This is a genomic window from Pantoea sp. USHLN298, from assembly GCF_037149395.1.
Lineage (GTDB): Bacteria > Pseudomonadota > Gammaproteobacteria > Enterobacterales > Enterobacteriaceae > Pantoea > Pantoea astica.
In genome coordinates this window covers 155,281-175,142 of sequence record NZ_JBBCRO010000007.1, presented here as the reverse complement: position 1 = coordinate 175,142, position 19,862 = coordinate 155,281, and the positions used below count along the sequence as shown (strand labels likewise).

General features: G+C 57.6%; 17 protein-coding genes. 8 read left to right on the top strand and 9 right to left on the bottom strand.

Annotation, left to right across the window (positions count from 1 at the left end):
• Window positions 1-107 precede the first annotated feature (107 nt).
• The gene (locus WFK59_RS18780; RefSeq protein WP_336756801.1) at window positions 108-1,325 is read left to right on the top strand and encodes an MFS transporter; all 1,218 of its coding nucleotides are present in this window, start codon (window positions 108-110) and stop codon (window positions 1,323-1,325) included.
• 84 nt (window positions 1,326-1,409) lie between these two features.
• On the opposite strand, the gene WFK59_RS18775 is transcribed toward WFK59_RS18780, so the two are convergent.
• Window positions 1,410-2,225: a TIM barrel protein gene (locus WFK59_RS18775; protein WP_336756799.1), complete on the bottom strand. Its 816-nt coding sequence runs from the start codon at window positions 2,223-2,225 to the stop codon at window positions 1,410-1,412.
• Between the two features lie 428 nt (window positions 2,226-2,653).
• On the opposite strand from WFK59_RS18775, the gene WFK59_RS18770 reads away from it, so the two are divergent.
• Both WFK59_RS18770 and iolB read left to right on the top strand, forming a co-directional pair.
• Complete coding sequence (locus WFK59_RS18770; protein ID WP_233986780.1) at window positions 2,654-4,159, top strand: CoA-acylating methylmalonate-semialdehyde dehydrogenase; 1,506 nt, start codon at window positions 2,654-2,656, stop codon at window positions 4,157-4,159.
• A gap of 130 nt (window positions 4,160-4,289) precedes the next feature.
• A complete protein-coding gene (gene iolB / locus WFK59_RS18765; protein ID WP_233986787.1) occupies window positions 4,290-5,108 on the top strand; it encodes a 5-deoxy-glucuronate isomerase in 819 nt (272 codons plus the stop codon).
• Window positions 5,109-5,781: 673 nt separating this feature from the next.
• On the opposite strand, the gene WFK59_RS18760 is transcribed toward iolB, so the two are convergent.
• Both WFK59_RS18760 and WFK59_RS18755 read right to left on the bottom strand, forming a co-directional pair.
• Window positions 5,782-6,624, bottom strand: a complete 843-nt coding sequence (locus WFK59_RS18760) for a MurR/RpiR family transcriptional regulator (protein ID WP_094121845.1) — start codon at window positions 6,622-6,624, stop codon at window positions 5,782-5,784.
• A gap of 289 nt (window positions 6,625-6,913) precedes the next feature.
• Window positions 6,914-8,827, bottom strand: coding sequence for a bifunctional 5-dehydro-2-deoxygluconokinase/5-dehydro-2-deoxyphosphogluconate aldolase (locus WFK59_RS18755; RefSeq protein ID WP_233986789.1), 1,914 nt, complete (start codon window positions 8,825-8,827; stop codon window positions 6,914-6,916).
• A 546-nt stretch (window positions 8,828-9,373) separates the two neighbouring features.
• Here WFK59_RS18755 and iolD point away from each other — a divergent pair.
• From iolD to iolE, 3 genes are all read left to right on the top strand, one after another.
• On the top strand, window positions 9,374-11,314 hold the full coding sequence (iolD, locus tag WFK59_RS18750) for a 3D-(3,5/4)-trihydroxycyclohexane-1,2-dione acylhydrolase (decyclizing) (RefSeq protein ID WP_336756797.1): 1,941 nt from the start codon (window positions 9,374-9,376) through the stop codon (window positions 11,312-11,314).
• A 63-nt stretch (window positions 11,315-11,377) separates the two neighbouring features.
• Window positions 11,378-12,388 (top strand): Gfo/Idh/MocA family protein, encoded by a 1,011-nt coding sequence (locus tag WFK59_RS18745; protein ID WP_233986800.1) that lies wholly within the window; start codon window positions 11,378-11,380, stop codon window positions 12,386-12,388.
• 46 nt (window positions 12,389-12,434) lie between these two features.
• Window positions 12,435-13,331 (top strand): myo-inosose-2 dehydratase, encoded by an 897-nt coding sequence (iolE, locus tag WFK59_RS18740; protein ID WP_336756796.1) that lies wholly within the window; start codon window positions 12,435-12,437, stop codon window positions 13,329-13,331.
• A gap of 69 nt (window positions 13,332-13,400) precedes the next feature.
• On the opposite strand, the gene WFK59_RS18735 is transcribed toward iolE, so the two are convergent.
• Both WFK59_RS18735 and WFK59_RS18730 read right to left on the bottom strand, forming a co-directional pair.
• Window positions 13,401-13,955: a DcrB family lipoprotein gene (locus tag WFK59_RS18735; RefSeq protein ID WP_233986808.1), complete on the bottom strand. Its 555-nt coding sequence runs from the start codon at window positions 13,953-13,955 to the stop codon at window positions 13,401-13,403.
• A gap of 118 nt (window positions 13,956-14,073) precedes the next feature.
• A complete protein-coding gene (locus tag WFK59_RS18730) occupies window positions 14,074-14,739 on the bottom strand; it encodes a 7-cyano-7-deazaguanine/7-aminomethyl-7-deazaguanine transporter (protein ID WP_233986810.1) in 666 nt (221 codons plus the stop codon).
• Window positions 14,740-14,943: 204 nt separating this feature from the next.
• Between WFK59_RS18730 and tusA the strand changes: the two genes are divergently transcribed.
• Window positions 14,944-15,195, top strand: a complete 252-nt coding sequence (gene tusA / locus WFK59_RS18725) for a sulfurtransferase TusA (protein WP_031375242.1) — start codon at window positions 14,944-14,946, stop codon at window positions 15,193-15,195.
• Between the two features lie 45 nt (window positions 15,196-15,240).
• On the opposite strand, the gene WFK59_RS18720 is transcribed toward tusA, so the two are convergent.
• Window positions 15,241-17,517 (bottom strand): zinc/cadmium/mercury/lead-transporting ATPase, encoded by a 2,277-nt coding sequence (locus WFK59_RS18720; protein ID WP_336756793.1) that lies wholly within the window; start codon window positions 17,515-17,517, stop codon window positions 15,241-15,243.
• A gap of 100 nt (window positions 17,518-17,617) precedes the next feature.
• The gene (locus WFK59_RS18715; protein ID WP_233986814.1) at window positions 17,618-18,247 is read right to left on the bottom strand and encodes a lysoplasmalogenase; all 630 of its coding nucleotides are present in this window, start codon (window positions 18,245-18,247) and stop codon (window positions 17,618-17,620) included.
• A 153-nt stretch (window positions 18,248-18,400) separates the two neighbouring features.
• On the opposite strand from WFK59_RS18715, the gene WFK59_RS18710 reads away from it, so the two are divergent.
• The gene (locus WFK59_RS18710; protein WP_233986816.1) at window positions 18,401-18,757 is read left to right on the top strand and encodes a DUF2500 domain-containing protein; all 357 of its coding nucleotides are present in this window, start codon (window positions 18,401-18,403) and stop codon (window positions 18,755-18,757) included.
• Window positions 18,758-18,785: 28 nt separating this feature from the next.
• Here the strand turns inward: WFK59_RS18710 and WFK59_RS18705 are convergent, their stop codons facing one another.
• Window positions 18,786-19,058 (bottom strand): DUF1145 family protein, encoded by a 273-nt coding sequence (locus WFK59_RS18705; RefSeq protein WP_233986818.1) that lies wholly within the window; start codon window positions 19,056-19,058, stop codon window positions 18,786-18,788.
• On the bottom strand, window positions 19,048-19,647 hold the full coding sequence (gene rsmD, locus WFK59_RS18700) for a 16S rRNA (guanine(966)-N(2))-methyltransferase (protein WP_336756790.1): 600 nt from the start codon (window positions 19,645-19,647) through the stop codon (window positions 19,048-19,050). The genes WFK59_RS18705 and rsmD overlap by 11 nt, the downstream gene beginning before the upstream one ends.
• Between the last annotated feature and the right edge of the window lie 215 nt (window positions 19,648-19,862).

The following is a 19,862-nucleotide window of genomic DNA, read 5'->3' as shown; positions in this document are numbered from 1 at the left end:
CGGGATAATATCGCCGGTTGCGGCGCTGTACGGATGCGCGCCCGGCGAAAGCAGGTATAGTTAAACATTACTCTTTAGCTTTCAGCCGACTACGAGTGCAATGATTCATGCCTGACCAACCTGCAGCAGAGCCGGGTTCTGCATCCGGTAGCGTAAAAATCTCCCTGCTGATCCTCTCCATCGTGATCTACAACTTTGCCAGTTATCTCACTATTGGCCTGCCGCTGGCGATCCTGCCGGGATGGGTACATGACACGCTGGGCTTTAGCGCCTTCTGGGCCGGATTAGTGATCAGCCTGCAATATGTGGCGACGCTACTGAGCCGACCGCATGCCGGTCGCTATGCCGATCTCTGGGGACCCAAGAAAGTGGTGGTGGTGGGGCTGGTGGGCTGTCTGATCAGCGGCGTCTGCATCCTGCTGGCGGCGCTGACGCTCGACCGTCCGTTGCTGAGCCTGACGTTGCTCTGCATCGGCCGGTTGATCCTCGGTGTGGGGCAGAGTTTCACCGGCACCGGCACCTCATTGTGGGGCGTGGCGCGGGTCGGTTCATTGCACATTGGTCGGGTGATCTCCTGGAACGGCATCGTCACCTACGGCGCGATGGCGATTGGCGCGCCGCTTGGCGTGCTGATCTACCGGCTTGGCGGCCTGCTGTGGCTGTCAGGGATTATCATTGCCATCTGTCTGGTGGGGATTGCCGGGGCAGTGCCGCGTCCGGCGGTGAAAGGCAGTAAAGGCCGGCCGCTGCCGTTCCGCGCGGTGTTGGGGAAAATTGCCGGATTCGGCGCTATTCTGGCGATGGGCTCGGCCGGTTTCGGCGTCATCGCCACCTTTATTACGCTGTTTTATCAGGATAAAGGCTGGGAAGGGGCCGCCTTTGCGCTGTCGCTGTTCAGTGGGGCGTTTGTCGGGGCGCGGCTGCTGTTTCCGAATGCCATCAACCGTCATGGTGGTTTGCGGGTTGCCAGCCTCTGTCTGGCAGTGGAAGCAGCCGGGCTGTTTCTGGTGGCCGCCGCGGGCGATCCGTGGATGGCTAAAGCGGGTGCCTTTCTTACCGGTGCTGGTTTCTCGCTGGTCTTCCCGGCGCTGGGGGTTGTCGCGGTAAAAGTGGTGCCGCAGCAGAATCAGGGCAGCGCGCTGGCAACCTACACCGCCTTTATGGATCTGTCGCTGGGCATTACCGGGCCCATCGCCGGACTGATCATGAGCTATGCCGGCGTTTCCCATGTCTATCTGCTGACGGCGCTGCTGGTCTGTCTGGCTTTTTTCTGCACCCTGCGTCTGCAGTTCAGGCAACCGGTGACAGAGCCGGATCAGCGCTGAAAAAAAGGCCCCGACCGGGGCCAAACGTCTTTTCAGACACAGATAAGAATCGGTTGGCACGAGGTCACTTCCCCGTAGCCGGTTTCAGGCCTGTAGCAGCTCGATACTGTGGCGAATCTGGCGTTCAATCTCCGCGGGCGTCCAGCGCTCAAGCTGGCTTGAGAAAGGCTCAAAGGCGTAAATCCCCTTGTAGCCGAGCATCTCCAGCCGCTTCACCTGCACCACGCTGTTCAGGACATCACTGTCACTTAACATCACCCGCTCTTCATCCGTCAGTTCAGCGGTCGGGCGCAAATCTTCCACGCCAGAGAGATGCACCAGCCCGATTTGCTCAATATCGATGCTGGCCGGAAACTCCTGTTCAGCCTGCTCATAGAGGTGATGGTGGAAAGTATCCAGCACCAGCTTAAACGGCACATCCGCCTCTGCAATCAGCTGTTGTGCCTGCACCGACGAACGCAGTGAGCTGACCGGAAAACCCAGCGGCTCCACCAGACCCTGAATGCCGTAATGCGCAAAGCGCGGTGCCAGTTGCTGCATCGCCGCCAGGGTCTGTTGCGGCGACACGGCGAGACCTTCATTCAGTGGACACATCACCAGCGCGCGGGCACCAATCCGTTGTGCTTCCTGCAACAGCGCTTCGGCACGGGTCAGCAGGTCATCATCGATGCGGTTAAACGGATAGAGCGCGTTAATGGTGATGATATCGATATGATATTTGTCGGTCAGCGCGCGCAGCTGATCGGCACTGAGGCCGTCAGTGACTTTGCCGCCCGGCATGTCATTGCGCAGTTCAACCTTGCTCAGTCCAAGCCGGTGTACCAGCTGGAAGAAGGCCTCCAGTGAGAGGCGGGGCGCAATTTTACGGTTAATACAGAAGCGGGTGGGATCGATGGCCATGCGGCGACTCCGGTGGCAGGCAGCGTAAGAGATAGCGCTAAAGAGAACATTTATTTCATTGTTTATGAATTATGAAATAGTAATTATTAGATCAGCCTCGCATTAATTCCATATTCCGTTTCAGCCTGTGTAAGCAAAACCGGATCGGGCCTGCAATAAACGTCAATTTTCGTCGCTCTTTCCCGGTTTGCTAACGCCGTTGCAGCGCCTTTACTGGCTGGATTTCACCGCTTTTCAGACCGCGCTGCCTCACTGACCAGAAAAATGCGATCTGTGCCGCTAAAAGGAAATTTTCCAAAAATATCTATTTGAAAAATTTGTTCCACTGTAATAGCTTCATAACACGCTTTCAGGTTTGCCTGATCAGACTGCGGGACAGGCCGCACGGTGCGTCTGCAGGAAACTTAACCCTTTAAAGAGGCAACATCATGACGATCACAGGAAACTTTATTGGCGGTAAAACCACCTTCAGCGCCAGCAACGAAACCATCCCGGTTTACGATCCGGCAACCGGCCAGGTGGTACGTGAACTGACGCAAAGTACCGCTGATGAAGTGGCTCATGCGATTGAGGTTGCGCACAACGCTTTTCCGGCCTGGTCGAAAACCTCGCCGCTGCGCCGCGCCCGTGTGCTATTTAATTTCAAAGCGCTGATGGAACAACACCGCGACGAGCTGGCCGCGCTGATTGTTTCGGAACACGGCAAAGTCTGGTCTGATGCGCTGGGTGAACTGACCCGTGGTATCGAAGTAATTGAGTTTGCCTGCGGCATCCCGCATCTGCTGAAAGGTGAATATTCACCAAACGTCGGCAGCGGCGTGGACAGCTACTCGCTGATGCAGCCAGTGGGCGTGGTGGCGGGGATTACCCCATTCAACTTCCCGGCGATGGTGCCGTTGTGGATGTTCCCGATCGCCCTGGCCTGCGGCAATACCTTTATCCTGAAGCCGCCAGCGCTCGATCCGAGTGCAGCGGTACGCATGGCGGAACTGCTGACCGAAGCGGGACTGCCGGATGGCGTGTTCAACGTCGTTCACAGCTCCAATGACGATGCGGAACAGTTGTATAAAGATCCGCGCATCGCGGCAGTGAGCTTTGTCGGTTCATCCGGCGTCGCTGAGCACATCTACAAAACCGCCAGCGCTCACGGCAAACGAGTGCAGGCGTTTGGCGCAGCCAAAAACCACGCCATCGTAATGCCGGATGCCGATCTGGATGCCACCGTGAACGCCATTATGGGCGGTGCGTTTGGCTCAGCGGGTGAGCGCTGCATGGCTCTGCCGGTGGTGGTCGCGGTCGGTGATGATACGGCTGACAAACTGATCGCCCGACTGACGCCGCTGGTAAACGCGCTGCGCATTGGTCCCGGCATCAATAAAGGCGCTGATGAGAATGAGATGGGGCCGGTGGTTTCCGCGGCGCATCAGAAGAAAGTGCTCGGCTACATCGATAAAGGCGAGCAGGAAGGCGCGAAGCTGGTGGTCGATGGCCGCAACGTTCAGGTGGCGGGTCACGCTGAGGGTTACTACGTCGGCGGTACGCTGTTTGATAACGTCACCTCTGACATGGTGATCTGGCGCGAAGAGATTTTTGGCCCGGTGCTGAGCATCATGCGTGCGCCGGACTACGACAGTGCGTTACAGCTGGTCAACAGCCATGAGTTTGGTAACGGCAGCGCCATTTTCACCAGCAACGGCAATATCGCGCGTGAATTTGTCCAGAACGTTGAAGCGGGCATGGTCGGCGTGAATGTGCCGGTGCCGGTGCCGATGGCGTTTCACAGCTTTGGTGGCTGGAAGCGCTCGGTGTTCGGTGCGCTCAACGTCCACGGTCCGGACGGTGTGCGTTTCTATACCCGAATGAAAACCGCCACGGTGCGCTGGCCAGCGGGTCAGCAGACCGTTTCTGAATTCAGTATGCCAACGCTCAGTTAATTCAATGCACGCTGTTTAACGTGCCAGACCGGCAGGCCGCCTTGCGTTGACCTGCCGGTATCCGGTTTTGTTGCCCGGTTAAATCCGGGTCACGGCGGGCACGTAAAGCATGACAGAGAGGAGGAAGGGAATGTCTTTACTTTCGAAAGCACAAGCACCAGACAGTCAGGGGCGCATTCAGCACGTAACCCCGGAGCGCGCCGGCTGGCGTTATGTCGGTTTCGACGCTTATCTGTTGAAGAAAGGTGAAACCCTGCGGCTCAGCAGCGGTGATAAAGAGCTGTGCCTGGTATTAGTTGCCGGGCTGGCCTCGGTGAAAACCCGCCATGCGGAATTTCCGGGCATCGGAAAGCGCATGTCACCGTTTGAGCGCGTGCCGCCGTGGTCAGTCTATGTGCCGCATAACGATGAAGTGGAAGTGCGGGCCGACAGCGATCTGGAGCTGGCGGTATGCAGCGCGCCGGGGCACGGCAACCTGCCTGCGCGGCTGATTGCCCCAGAAGATGTCGGCGTTGAGCATCGCGGGAAAGGGCGTAATCAGCGGCTGGTGCACAATATTCTGCCGGATAATAAACCCGCTGACAGTCTGCTGGTGGTGGAAGTCTACACCGATGAAGGCGACACCAGTTCTTATCCCAGCCACAAGCACGATCAGGAAGAGAGCGAAGACGAAACCTATCTGGAAGAGACCTATTATCACCGTTTCGATCCGGAACCGGGTTTCGCTATGCAGCGGGTTTACACCGACGATCGCTCGCTGGATGCCTGCATGGCACCCTACAATCGCGATGTGGTGATGGTACCGCGTGGCTATCATCCGGTGGCGACGCTGGCGGGTTACAACAACTACTACCTGAACGTGATGGCCGGGCCGGTGAGGCTGTGGAAGTTTACCTGGGAGAAAGATCACGCCTGGGTTAACAGCGACGCCTATCCGCGTCAGAAGTAACCGCTGCACTGATTCTCGTCAGCAGCGGATAACCCTCAGAAAAGTAAAACGGCAGCCGATGGGCGTAATGCCTGTCAGTTAAGCGACCGGTGATAACGCAGTCTGGTGCCGCTCAGGGGCTGGCGGTCCTCGCGCCGCTGCGCGGTGCCTTCACGTCATTCGTCTGCCTGACGGACCGGCGGGGATGGCACATCCTGTGCCGCCCCGCCTTTCGCCCGCGTCCTGCGGGCTCTCCTGGCTAATGTTCAGCGCTGCGGATTGCCTGCCCCTGATCGGCCCCAGCCTGCTCTGAGGCTTCAGTGTGTGCTGTTAAAAAGGGCACAAGAGTGGAGGCCTGGGCGCCTCTGCTGCGGAAAGGGCTATCCGCAGCGCTGAGGCGTGACGTTGGGCCAGAACGCCACGCCGGGAAGCGTGGAGAGTTAGGGCCGGCCAGGGAAGGCCGATCCCCGAACGGTTCGTCGGCACGACGTCAAAGCCGAAGGTACCGCGTGAGCGGCGCGAGGACGGCCCGGCAGCAGCAGAGATGCTCAGGCCCGCACTCCGGCACACTCGCGCAGAAAAAAAGCTGCCACGTCTGACCGTGACAGCCTTTGCAAATTCAACCTTAACTGACCAGCACTACAGCCCATCGGCTGCCTTTGTTATTGCCGCTATCCAGCATTAACGCCGCAAATCAGGGCGTTTCCACGTTGTTCAGCGCCAGTGAAACGGCCAGCGTCTGTGCCAGACAGAGCGATGCCACCTGCGAGCGGAAGCCGTCTACCTGTGCTTCACGCACCACAAAGCAGACGTCGCTGAAAGCCGCCAGCGGACTCACCTGGCTGTCGGTAATGGCGATCTGATGCGCACCGCGCTTGGCACCCATTTCGACCACTTCGACCGCTTCACGCGCATACGGCGAATAGCTGATGGCAATCACCACATCTTTTGGATTTACCAGGCTGAGCTGTTCGGTAAACATGCCGCCGAGGCCGTCGATCAGGAATGCCCGACGTTCCAGATGACGCAGCGCATAGACCAGGTAAGAGGCCACGCTAAAGGAACGGCGCAGGCCAATCACATAGATATTCTCGGCCTCGTTAAGCAGTTTCACCGCCTTGTTCAACTGCTCCGGATTCACCTGCATCGCCAGCTGCTGTAACGCCTGGCTGTTCACCATGGTAAAGACATTCAGGATCTCAGCCGGGCTCTCAGGCGCGCTGGCGCTGTCGTCGGTTGACGTCTGGCGAAACAGGCGGGCGCGCTCGGTGTAGTTCACCGTCTCTTCCATCAGGTGCTGACGAAAAACCTGTTTCATTTCGTTGAAACCGCTAAAGCCAAAAGCGTTGGCAAAGCGAATCAGAGTCGATGGCGGCACATCGGCCTGCTGGGCGATGGAAGCCACGGTGTCAAAGGCGATGCTATTGCTGTTATCAAGGATGTAACGCGCAACCTGTTTAAGACGTTTGCTCAGCGTTTCGTAGCGGCGACGAATATCGTCCTGCAATAAAGAAAGTTGGGTGGGATTATTGGTCATTACTTCTGCCCGTGTAATAAGAATAATGGCTGGATAATGAGCGCTATAGTACCAGATGGATGGAAAATTTCATTTGTTTGCGTCAACAGAGCGGTTTATTTCATGGCTTTATGAAATGCTTCACAGATTGTCTCTGCATCACCTGTCTGCTGGCCGACCGCGACTCCCTGCAGGCCGAAAGGGGACAAACGGCGGGCGCGAATGGCAACAGAAATGAATTAAGCGCGGCGGAAGATGAAAAAAAAAGCGCCACCCTCCGGCCGGAGGATGGCGTCTGGCGGTGAATCAATCAGGCGCGGGCGGCGCGCCAGTACTCTATCAGCCGCAGGTAGTTGCCCTTCACGGTCTCGATCAGCGCCTGATCGTCCAGTTCGCCCTGCAGCCACTGGCGTGATGGCTGACCAAAAATAGTCCTGCCCACTGCGAAGCCTTTAACCCAGGGCGCTTTTGCCGCGGCGGCAAAACCAGCTTTGAGCTTCTCCTCTGGCGCATCAAGGCCGAGGAGCAGAATGCCGCGACAGTGCGGGTCCTGCTGCTCAATCAACCCGCTGATCGCCTGCCAGCTCTCAGCAGAGAGCGGCGGCAGTTTCCACCAGTCCGGCTGAATGCCGAGGCTGTAGAAGTGGCTGAGAATATCAAGATAGTAGCGCTCATCACGGTCCGGATTGCTCTCCGGCAGAATCACTTCCAGCAGCAGCTCGTGTCCGCTTTTGTTACAGCCGTTCCAGACATCCAGTACCAGCTCATCCTGCTCTTTACGCAGTTCGGCGCTGTCGTGTGGATGATAAAATACCAGGCATTTCACTACATGCTCGGCTGGCCAGTCGATTAACTGCGAGCCGATATTGCCATGCTCCAGTCGCAGCGGGCGCGAACCCGGCAGCTCAATCGGACGGCCAATCCACCACTGTTTTCCGGTAATCGCATTCAGTGCTTTCTGGCCGTAGGTGGTATCAGCCAGGATACCGCTCTTGTTTTCCAGTCCGGCCGTTTGCGCCGCTTCCTCGGCCGCTTTCAGCAGCAGCAGTTTAAGCTGTGGAATTTTGCTCTCATCAACGCCCGCTTCACGCGCCATATCCAGCAGCTGTTTGCGATGATCAAAGGCGAAAACATTCAGTTCTGGCCACTGCTGCTTGCGGGTGGTCACGCGATGCAGATGGTTGAGGCGATCGTCGAGATCGGGCCGTTTCACCTCTTTATCGCGGCTCAGGAAATCATCCAGCTCCGCTTTGGTCGGCATGGCGGGTGCGCAACCGTGGCGTGACACCACCAGCGCACCGCAGGCGTTGGCGTAACGACATGCCTGCTCCCAGCCCTCATCGTTCAGCCAGCCACGCAGCAGGCCCGACATAAAGGCATCGCCCGCGCCCAGTACGTTTAACACCTCGACGCGCACGCCGGTGTGCAGCCGGGTCTGCTCCCAGCTATCCGGGATCTCGCCTTCGAACACCACGCAACCCAGCGGGCCGCGTTTGCAGACCAGCGTCGCCTGGCTGGCCTGACGCACATTCTTCAGGGCGGTCAGCGTGTCGGTGCTGCCACCGGCAATATGAAACTCTTCTTCGGTGCCGACGATCAAATCGAAATAATGCACCACTTCCTGTAGCTGCTGCGTCACCTGCGACGATTCAATGAAACGCGTTTCACCGTCGCCGAGCGAGGTCAGTCCCCACAGCACCGGACGATAATCGATATCCAGCGCGGTACGCAGGCCGTGGCGGCGGGCAATATCCAGCGCTTTCAGTACCGCTTCGCGGGTTTGCGGATGAGATAAATGGGTGCCGGTTACTGCCACCGCACGCGAAGAGGCAATAAACGCTTCCTGCACGTCCTCCGGTACCAGTCCCATATCCGCGCAGTTGTCACGGTAGAAAATCAGCGGAAAAGTCTCTTCATCTTTAATACCGAGGATCACCATGCCGGTCAGGCGTTTTTCATCGGTAATTAAGGCGTCGGTATTGCAGCCTACGCGCTGCAGCTCTTCCCGCAGAAAGCGACCATTGTGCTCATCTCCCACCCGCGCCAGCATCGCCGATTTCAGACCCTGAATCGCGGTGCCATAGGCGACGTTACCTGACGAACCCCCCAGATATTTGGCAAATGAGGTGACATCCTCCAGCCGCGCCCCGATCTGCTGACCATAAAAATCGACGGCGATGCGCCCGATACAAATCACATCAAGCCGCTTCTGTTGTGTACTCATACCTGTGGTTTCCTTCTGTGATTAGCAGACACTGCGGGCGAAAAGCCCGACGACGCGCGCTTTGCTTCCGGGTCTATAGGTGCCTGATTGGCTATGAGGTCAGTATGAGGAATAAAAATTCCAGATTCAATATGAAATGAAATATCCATCGCGATTTTGTGAACCAGGTAAAACTCCTGATTCCGCCTGGTGACGGGTAACCTTATCTTCGCCGTGCCCGGTGTGTCAGGGTTGTGAGAGAGATCGCAGGAATATTGCCAGCAATAGAGGAAGCTACTGAAGTGAAATGAATTTTTTCAACGCACCTTGTTGTCCATAAAACGTTCCAGTTTTTCCCGCCCGGATGCCTCGTCAGACCCTGCAGCATGACTAAATTTGATCTCACTCGCAAAATGAAATGTTTCTTCTGTAATTGTATTTTATGAAAAATATATTTGTTTATAATCGCCTCACGTTTCAATTATACCGGTCGCCTTTTCCGCAGTATGACTTCGCCTGGCGCGTTGTACCGGAGTCAGGTACCACCAGCATGTAAAGGAAGAGCATATGGGCACAATCAGACTGACCACTGCACAGGCGCTGGTTAAATTTCTTGATAATCAATATATTGATGTTGATGGCGTTGAGACAAAGTTTGTAAAAGGCATCTTCGCGATTTTCGGTCATGGCAACGTGCTGGGAATGGGGCAGGCGCTGGAGCAGGACAGCGGCGATCTGGTGGTTTATCAGGGTCGCAATGAGCAGGGCATGGCGCATGCCGCGACCGGCTTTGCGAAACAGTCACTGCGTCGTCAGATCATCGCCTGCAGTTCATCAGTCGGACCGGGCGCCGCCAACATGATTACTGCCGCCGCTACCGCCACCGCAAACCGTATTCCGCTGCTGCTGCTGCCGGGCGACGTGTTCGCTACCCGTCAGCCCGATCCGGTTTTGCAGCAGATTGAGCAGAGTTACGATCTCAGCATCAGCACCAACGACGCCTTCCGGGCCGTCAGCAAATACTGGGACCGCGTCAGCCGTCCGGAACAGCTGATGTCCGCCTGCATTAACGCCCTGCGGGTGCTGACCGATCCGGCCGAAACCGGTGCGGTAACGCTGTCGCTGCCGCAGGATGTGCAGGGCGAAGCCTGGGATTATCCGGACTATTTCTTCCAGAAGCGGGTACATCGACTGGATCGTCGCCTGCCGGTTGCGGCGCAGCTGGCCGATGCCCTGACGCTGATCGGCCGTAAGCGCAAGCCGCTGATCGTCTGTGGCGGCGGGGTGAAGTATTCCGAAGCAGGCGAGGCACTGCGCCAGTTCGCCGAACGCTATCAGATCCCGTTTGCGGAGACCCAGGCGGGCAAAGGCACGGTGATCTCTGATCATCCGCTGAACGTCGGCGGCGTGGGCGAAACCGGCTGTCTGGCGGCGAACCTGCTGGCCAAAGAGGCTGATTTAGTTATCGGCATCGGGACCCGTTACACCGACTTCACCACCGCCTCGAAATGGATTTTCCAGAACCCGGACGTCAGCTTCCTCAATATCAACGTCAGTAATTTCGACAGCTACAAGCTGGATGGCGTGCAGCTGCTGGCCGATGCCCGTGAAGGGCTGACCGCGCTGACCGCCGCGCTGGCGTCACAACATTACAGCAACGACTGGGGCAGCCAGATTGAGCAGGCGCAGAGCAAATTGCTGAAAGAGACCCAGCGCGTCTATCAGGTGACCTATCACGAGCAGGATTTTGTGCCGGAAATTGCTGACCACCTGGATCGTGAAGCGGTTTACGCCGAGTTCAACCGCCTGACTCAGTCGGTGCTGACCCAGAGCAGCGTGCTCGGCACGCTGAACGAACAGTTACCCAAAGAGGCGGTGATTGTCGCGGCGGCAGGCAGTTTGCCTGGCGATCTGCAGCGCGTCTGGCGCACCAAAGATTACAACGCCTATCACGTTGAGTATGGCTACTCCTGTATGGGGTATGAAGTTAACGCCGCGCTGGGCGCAAAACTGGCGCAGCCGCAGCGTGAAGTCTATGCGCTGGTCGGCGACGGTTCTTTCATGATGCTGCACTCCGAGCTGGTGACCTCGATTCAGGAAGGGGCGAAGATCAACGTGGTCCTGCTGGATAACATGACCAACGGCTGCATCAATAACCTGCAGATGGAACACGGCATGGACAGCTTCACCACCGAGTTTCGCTTCCGTAATCCGGAAGGCGGCAAGCTGGATGGCGGCTTTGTGCCGGTTGATTTCGCCGCCATCGCGGCAGGCTACGGCTGTAAAACCTACCGCGTCACCACGCTGGAGCAGTTAAAAGCCGCACTGGAAGATGCCAGAACGCAGACCGTTTCCACTCTTATCGACATCAAAGTGCTGCCAAAAACCATGATCCACAAATATTTCAGCTGGTGGCACGTTGGCGTTGCACAGGCCTCCGATTCTGAACGGGTTCAGGCGGTCGCGGATAAGCTGAAAGCCCATCTGGATCAGGCCCGTAAATACTAATTTCAGGGCCGGAGCACGGCCCCTTTCTTCTTCTCTCAGCACGAACCCTACACAGGTGTAATTATGACTTTGAAACTTGGCGTCATCGGTACCGGTGCAATTGGTCAGGAACATATTCGCCGCTGCAACCACGTGTTGCAGGGAGCGCAGGTGGTTGCCGTCTCGGATATCAACGTTGACGGCGCGCGCGCTGCGCTGCAGCGCCTGAATATCGAGGCGGAGGTGTTTCAGAACGGGCATGACGTGATCCAGTCGCCGAACGTCGATGCGGTGCTGGTGACGTCATGGGACCCGACCCATGAAGAGTTCACCTTAGCCGCCATCGCCGCCGGCAAACCGGTGTTCTGTGAGAAGCCGCTGGCGATGAGCGCCGAAGGCTGCCGCCGGGTGGTCGATGCTGAAATTCAGGCGGGCAAACGGCTGGTCCAGGTTGGCTTTATGCGACCTTACGATGCCGGTTATCGCGCCCTGAAAAAAGTCATTACCGACGGAGATATCGGTGAGCCGCTGATGCTGCACTGCGCGCACCGCAACCCGACCGTGCCGGAAAATTACACCACGCCGATGGCGATCACTAACACGCTGATCCACGAACTGGATGTGCTGCGCTGGCTGACCAGTGACGATTACAAAACCGTGCAGGTGGTCTTCCCGCGCGTCACCTCAAAATCGCATGCTCAGCTGAAAGACCCGCAGATTGTGCTGTTTGAAACCCAGAAAGGGGTACGCATCGACGTCGAGATCTTCGTCAACTGCGCTTATGGCTATGACATTCAATGTGAAGTGGTTGGCGAAGAGGGCATTGCCCGGTTACCGGAGCCGTCGTCGGTTCAGCTGCGTAAAGATGCCCGGCTGTCGAACACCATTCTGGTTGACTGGAAAGATCGGTTTATCGAAGCGTATGACGTTGAGCTGCAGGCGTTCATCAACGACGTGAAAGCGGGCACGCTGACCGGTCCGTCAGCCTGGGATGGCTTCGCCGCCTCAGTGGCTGCCGATGCCTGTATCAAAGCGCAAAACAGCGGTGCGATTGAAACGGTAGAGATGCCGCCACGTCCTGCTTTCTACTCCTGATTCAGCACAGACAGGCGGGATGCCCGCCCGGCTAAGGAACAACATAATGAACAAAGACAACGTAAAACTGGCGATTGCCCCGATCGGCTGGACCAACGACGACATGCCGGATCTCGGCAGCGAGAACACCTTCCAGCAAACCGTCAGTGAGATGGCGCTGGCGGGGTTTACCGGCAGCGAAGTCGGCAGTAAATATCCGCGCGATCCGGCGATCCTGAAACCGATGCTGGATATTCGCGGCATCGAAATCTGTAACGCCTGGTTCAGCACATTTTTTGCCAACGGCGATAAGGCCAAAACCATCGATGAGTTCATTAATCACATGAACTTCCTGCATGCGATGGGCGCACGGGTCATTGGCTGTTCAGAGCAGAGCAAAAGTATTCAGGGCACCACGCTGGCGGTGTTTGAGCAGAAACCGGTGTTCAGTGATGAAGAGTGGCAGCGCACTGCAGACGGCTACAACGAACTGGCGCGCATTGCGGCTGAAAAGGGAATGCGGGTCACGCTGCATCACCATATGGGCACCGGCATTCAGACCACCGAAGAGATCGACCGCTTTATGGCATTGACCGACGAGCAGGTTGGCCTGCTGTATGACACCGGTCACGTCTACTATTCGGAAGGTTCACAGCAGAAGATGCTGGCGGTGCTGGAAAAATATCTGCCGCGCATTTTTCACGTCCATCTGAAAGATGTGCGCGACGAGGTGGTCGCTGAGGTGCGCGACAATCATCTCTCCTTCCTGGAAGGGGTGAAGAAAGGCACCTTCACCGTGCCGGGCGATGGCGTGATCGATTTTAAACCGGTTTTCAAAATTCTCGACGATTACGGCTACAAAGGCTGGATGGTGGTGGAAGCGGAGCAGGACCCGGCGCTGGCTAACCCGTTTGAATATGCGGTGAAAGCGCGCCGTTATATTCGTGAGAATACCGGGCTGTAAGCGCAGGCGGGAAATAACCGGCTTCCCCGAACCGGGGAAGCCGGAAGCCAGCAGGGCAGTCGCCCGGCCTTATTTCAGAGTGATACTTTTCACAATGTTGTCGGCATCGCTTTGTGCCTGCTGCTGGTTATCGCCCGGCAGAGTAATCTGCAGCGTGACCAGTTTGCCATCGACCTTCGCCAGAATCACCGATGACCATGATGTCTGGTTGTTCGCTGAAATCACCGTATCCAGCTGCTGTGCCGGCTGATCTTTCAGCGTAACCGATTTGTTTGAAACCACCTGCAGTTGCGGATCGCGATTGCGCTGCTGCTGTTCCATACGCTGTGATAACACGTCCAGGCCATCATTGGTCGGCTCACCGGCAATCACAATAATCGCGCGCGCGCCGGTTTCATCGGCGTAAACGTGCATATTAGTGGTCTGCGAACCAAGCTTGCCGCTCTTATCTGACATGCCAGGCGGCAGCGAGAAGCTCAGTTTGCCATCCATCAGCGTCACCGTCTGCGCCGACTGACTGGCGCTGACGCCGTTGTCATTTGCCGCGTCATCTTTCTTCTGGTCACAGGCGGCTAAGCCGAGCACCAGTAAGCCCATTCCTACATATTTCACCAGGTTGCGCATCAGAATCCCTTTTTTAAGTTTCCAGTCAGCCGTTAATACAACAGGAATCAGGTTGCAAACGCAACCTGATGATTGTCAGCAGATCTTAGCGGGTAATGGCGAAAATCGGTATGGCGGGTTAGCCGAAATTTACCTGAGCGGCAGAACGGCGCTCAGCCAGCCGTTTCAGCGCGGCATTGAGCAGTACGCCGTAGGCGGGCAGGAAGAAAATCATGCAGATCAGCACTTTGAAGCTGTAATCCACCAGGGCAATCTCCACCCAGTGCTGGGCCATAAAGGCATCAGGGCTCTTGTAAAAAGCGATGGAGAAAAAGGCCAGCGTATCGCTGATGTTGCCGAGGAACATAGCGCAGCCTGGCGCGATCCACCACTGCGGTAGGGCGCGCAGACGGTTAAAGACGTGTACGTCGAGGATCTGACCCAGTGCGTAAGCCATAAAGCTGGCGCAGGCGATGCGGGCGACAAACAGGTTCACCTGTTCCAGCGCCTGCCAGCCCTGCCATTCACCCTGATAGTAGAGCGCAGAGACGGCATAGGAGATAAACAGCGCCGGGATCATCACCGCCAGAATAATGCGACGGGCCAGCGGCGCGCCAAAGATGCGCACGGTCAGATCGGTTGCCAGGAAGATAAACGGGAAGCTGAATGCGCCCCAGGTGGTGTGGAAGCCAAAAATCGAGATCGGCAGCTGCACCAGATAGTTACTGGAGGTGATCACCAGCAGGTGAAACAGCGATAACCAGAACAGCGCGTGCATGCGCTGACGCGAAGAGAATGCGAGCATAATCAACCTTTTTAATGTTGGGGTGAGGGAACCCATTGCGGGACGCCGTTCGGGCAGCGCCTGGCAGTTTTATGAGCAAAAAGCGGCGGCATCTTACCGCGTTGTGCTATTTATGCAATGGTTAATTTTAGCGCAATCGTTATCGCCTTGCGTCATCATCATCACGCGCTAGAATGAGCGCCCCAAACCTGAACCGAGTCCATTATGAGCGATGCTTTTTCCTCTGCCGACCATCAACTGGATGCCCGTGGCCTGCGTTGCCCGGAGCCGGTGATGATGGTGCGCAAAACCGTACGCAGCCTGCAGGATGGCGACACGCTGTTGATCATCGCCGACGATCCGGCCACCACCCGCGATATTCCGGGCTTCTGCCGCTTTATGGAACATCGTCTGCTGGCGCAGCAGACCGATAACCTGCCGTATCAGTTCCTGATCCAGAAAGGCATGGCGGAGTAGTCGTGCTGGCTGAGCGCGGCCCGTCATCAGACAGGCCGCCTCTCTTTAGCTGCGGTTGCGCAGTAACCGCAGCGCGTTGGCGGTGACCAGCGCCGTGGCGCCCGAGTCCGCCAGCACCGCCAGCCACAATCCGGTCAGTCCCAGCAGCGTCGTGACCAGGAAAACCGCCTTCAGCCCCAGCGCGATGGTGAGGTTCTGACGAATGATGCGGCGCGTGCGGCGCGCCAGCACAATCATCGGTGCCAGATGGCTCAGCTGATTGCGCGTCAGCGCGGCATCGGCGGCTTCCAGCGCCACATCGGTGCCGCTGCCCATCGCAATGCCCAGCGTCGCCGCTTTCATCGCCGGCGCATCGTTAATCCCATCACCGACCATCGCCAGCGGCTGCTGCTGGCTCAGTTCGGCTATTGCCGCGACCTTATCGGCGGGCAGCAGGCTGGCCCGGAAATCAATGCCCAGCTGACGGGCAATGGTCGCGGCTGCACGCGGATTGTCACCGGTCAGCATCAGGCTCTCAATGCCCAGTTTTTTCAGCGCCTGCAGAGCCGCTGCCGCATCACTGCGCAGCCGATCGTGCAAGGCCAGCGCCCCCAGCACGTCGTCATCCCGCACCAGTACCACCACGGTTTCACCTTCTGCTTCGCGCCGGGTGATCTCTTCGGTTTGCTGCGCTGTCAGCCCGCCTATCTGTGCAGGCGTCAGCAGCTGGATTTGCTGACCGCCGACCCAGGCGGTAATGCCCCGACCCGCCTGAACCTGCTGATCGTCTGCGACCGGAATCGTCAGATTGCGAGCCGCCGCTGCCGCCACAATCACCGTGGCCAGCGGATGGGTCGCGCCCTGTTCCACGGCGGCGCTCAGCGCCAGCATCTCCGTTTCACTGGCGGTGCCAAAGCGCACAATTCCGCTGAGCTGCGGCTTGCCGACGGTCAGGGTACCGGTTTTATCGAACGCCATCATGCGCAGCGAGCTCAGTCGTTCTAAGGCCGCGCCGCCTTTGATCAGCGCGCCCTGACGGGCAGCGGCGGCCAGTCCGGAGGTAATCGCCGCTGGCGTGGAGATCACCAGCGCACAGGGACAGCCAATCAGCAGCAAGGTCAGGCCTTTGTAGATCCACGGCTGCCATTCCCCCGCGCCGAGCAACGGCGGGACCAGCATCACCAGCAGCGACAGCAGCATCACCAGCGGCGTATAGATGCGGCTGAACCGATCGATAAAGCGTTCAACCGGCGCGCGATGGGTTTCCGCCTCCTCGATCAGTTGCAGTATCCGGTCGATCGCGCTTTCGCCCGGCTTCGACACCACTTCCAGCGTCACCAGACGGTCAATGCTGGTGGCACCAGCCAGGATTTTGTCGCCGCGGCTGTGCGTCACCGGCAGCGATTCGCCGGTTAAGGCGCTTTCATCAAAACTGGCGAGCGGCGTCATTAAGCAGCCATCGACCGGCAGGCGGCTGCCCGCCGCCACTTCAATCTGATCGCCGGGCTGTAGCGCGGCGAGTGGCACGTCACGACGCTGGCCCTGCTCAAGGCGGATCGCCGATTCCGGGCGCAGCGCCATTAAACGGGTGACGCCACTGCGTGCCCGCGCGGCGGCGTAACTTTCCAGCTGCTCGCCGAGCTGAAACAGCACCAGCACCATCGCCGCTTCGGCATGGGCACCGATGATCAGCGCACCGGCTGAGGCCAGCGTCATCAGGGTTTCGATGGTGAAAGGCGAACCGCTGCGCAGCCGCTGCCAGGCGCTGCGTGCCACCGGAAACAGGCCGATCAGGGTGGTGATGACAAACAGGCGATCGCCCCACAGCGGCGCGAAATGGCTGAGCAGGCTGCTGGCGAGCACCAGCAGCGCCAGCGCAATCAGCATGCGGTTATGTTGCCAGCGCGGGCCATCGGCTGCCGTGTCGGTCTGGCTGCTGAGCTGGAAACCGGCTTTTTTAACCGCCTGTTCTACCGCCTGTCGCACGTCGCTGTCGGCGCTGACCACCAGTTTTTCACTGCTGAACAGCACGCGCGCTTCGGTGACGCCCGCCACCTGCTGAACCGCGGTTTCAATGCTGCGGGCGCAGCCGGGACAATCCATCCCGCTGACCTGCCAGCTAAACGGCAGGTGACCGGCGCGTCGCCGGTCGCCTTCCTCATCGGCATCGTTGCCGGGACTGCTGTTACTGTCGCAGCAGCAGCCCGCGCTGTCTGCGGTAACCGGGGTTGCGGCGTGGATGGAGAGCGTCAGGGGACGAGTCTGAGGGATCTGGCACAGGGGTTTGGCTGCGGCGTGGCTGGCACGCGGTTTACCGCAGCCACAGGCGTGATGTTGATGCATATGACCTCCGGATAAGGGATGAACGAAGCTGTCCATCCCGTTATCCTACACTCTGGAGTTAACTCCAGAGTCAAGGCCATTTTTTAAACCAGGCGTTCTGTTACACCACCCACAGCGAACGGACAATCATAAAGTGACCGGCAAAGTAGCAGGCGGCAACGATGGCGCTGTCGGCACTGAAACGGCGACGATAATGACTGATAAACCAGACAATATTCGCCAGCAACAGCAGACCGGCACCCACCATGATGGAGAAGCTGTAATCGGTCGGGCGGAAGAAGTACTGCTCTGTCGCTATCCAGGTCATTACCAGCGTCATACCGATAAACGTACAGATCGGCCAGCGGAGATCTTCCAGTCGGCTCCACAGAATGCCAATCAGCACCACGCCGATAATCAACAGCGTCAGCGGAATCGGCCAGAAGAAGGTCATGGTCATGCTGGCGGCGAAACAGAGGGTATAAAGCAGATGCGACAGGAAAAACGCGCCAATGGCGTAGAGCATCTGCTGACGGGGTAGCAGCGTTAACGCATCGCCGACCAGAGTGGCGATCAGACCGGCAAGAATCAGGTAGTCCGTGGTGTTCAGCGTCGGGGCCTGCCAGGCGAGGCCGACCAGCAGCAGCAGCGTGACCGGTTTAAACAACCAGCGTTGCCATTGCGGACCGCGATAGGTGGCATCAACGTAGAGCCAGCCGGAGAAAAGTACAGCGAGGAAAGACCAGAGCATTGTTTCTCCCTTTTTTAACCAAAATGGTGAAAGATCCCAAAATATCCCTTCCAGTTTAGGTTACGTCCTGACGATGTGACAATCGGGCAACTCTGGTTGTATGCTTTGCCGCGCAGTTAACGCCATCCGCATTTCTTTAAGCACGAGAGAATTATGAGCAAACCACCGCTAATCATTATTATCGTCCTGGCGATTATCGCCGTGCTGGCTACCCGTCAGTTCATCAAACAGCGCCGCGAAACCGCCGTCAATGATGCCTCTCCGGTGCGATCCCTGACGGCGGAAGTCAAAACCAAACGTGAATTTCCGGCACCCAATCGCCGTTCACGTCAGCGTGAGGTGATTGCCGGGGAAGAGATGCGCTACGAAGCCCTGTTTCATCCGCTTAACGGTGCCAGCGACATTAAAGTGCAGCTTAAAGAAGGCGAATATCATCAGCTGGATAAAGGGACGAAGGGCGAACTGAAAATGCAGGGAACGCGCTTTATCAGCTTTACCCCAGCGCAGTAATCAGCGGGCAGGGCGCCCGCTCACAGAACTATTTTTTGCGGGGAAAGTGCTTTTTCTGCCAGGCGACCAGTTCAAATACGCCAAACACAAACACCTTCGCCTGGGTAAGGCGGTCAATCGGCGGGGCATCTTTGGTCTGCGTGGCGCGCAGTAATACCAGCTGCAGGCCGTGCATCATGATCATGAAAAACAGCGCGACATTAATAAAGTAGGTCAGCGGTTTCGGGTAGGGATGCACCACGTTAACCAGTAAAAATGCCCATACGCATAGCATCAACAGACGCCCCAAATTAAGTAACATCCTGCGTCTCCTGTTGACGTTGATATAAACGATAAGCCACTTGTCCGGCTATTTTCTCGCGATAAAGATTCCACTCTGGCGGCACCGGCGGCGCGCCATTTTCCACTTCACTTTCGACATAGATCAGCGCGTCGTCCGCCAGCCAGTGATTCAGCTGCAGCAGCTGCAGCGTCTGCTCCAGCAATCCCTGGCGAAACGGCGGATCGATAAACACCACGTCAAAGGGTTCGCCTGGCTGCGCCAGAAAAGTGAGCGCATTGGTCTGAATCACCTTGCCGTTGTGGGCATTCAGCGTCTGCAGGTTCTTCATCAGCTGCTGTGCTACCGGACGCTCCAGCTCCAGCAGCGTCGCCGATCCCGCGTAGCGCGACAGCGCTTCCAGCCCTAACGCGCCGCTGCCGGCGAAACAGTCGAGACAACGTGCTGCTGGCAGTACCGGCGCCAGCCAGTTAAACAGGGTTTCACGCACCCGATCGGTGGTGGGACGCAGCCCGGCGCTGTCGGGCACCGGCAATTTGCGTCCGCGCCATTGTCCGCCGATGATGCGGATCTGCCCGGCACCGCCGGTACTGCGGGTGTTTTTAGTCATCTTGCTCACAACTCGTCATAATTTGTTGCGTAGTTTAACGGGCGAATCGGTGAGAAGAAACGTTAAAAAAGGGTGCTGTGGTGAGCTGGCTGGAAAGTGTTAGACTACTGAGTTGCTGAAGTCATGCAGTATTCTGCGGTTTTACGCCGGTCTGGCGTTAGCCAATTTTAATTGATTCACCCCTGGAAACGACGCGCGACCGGGACAAAGCCATC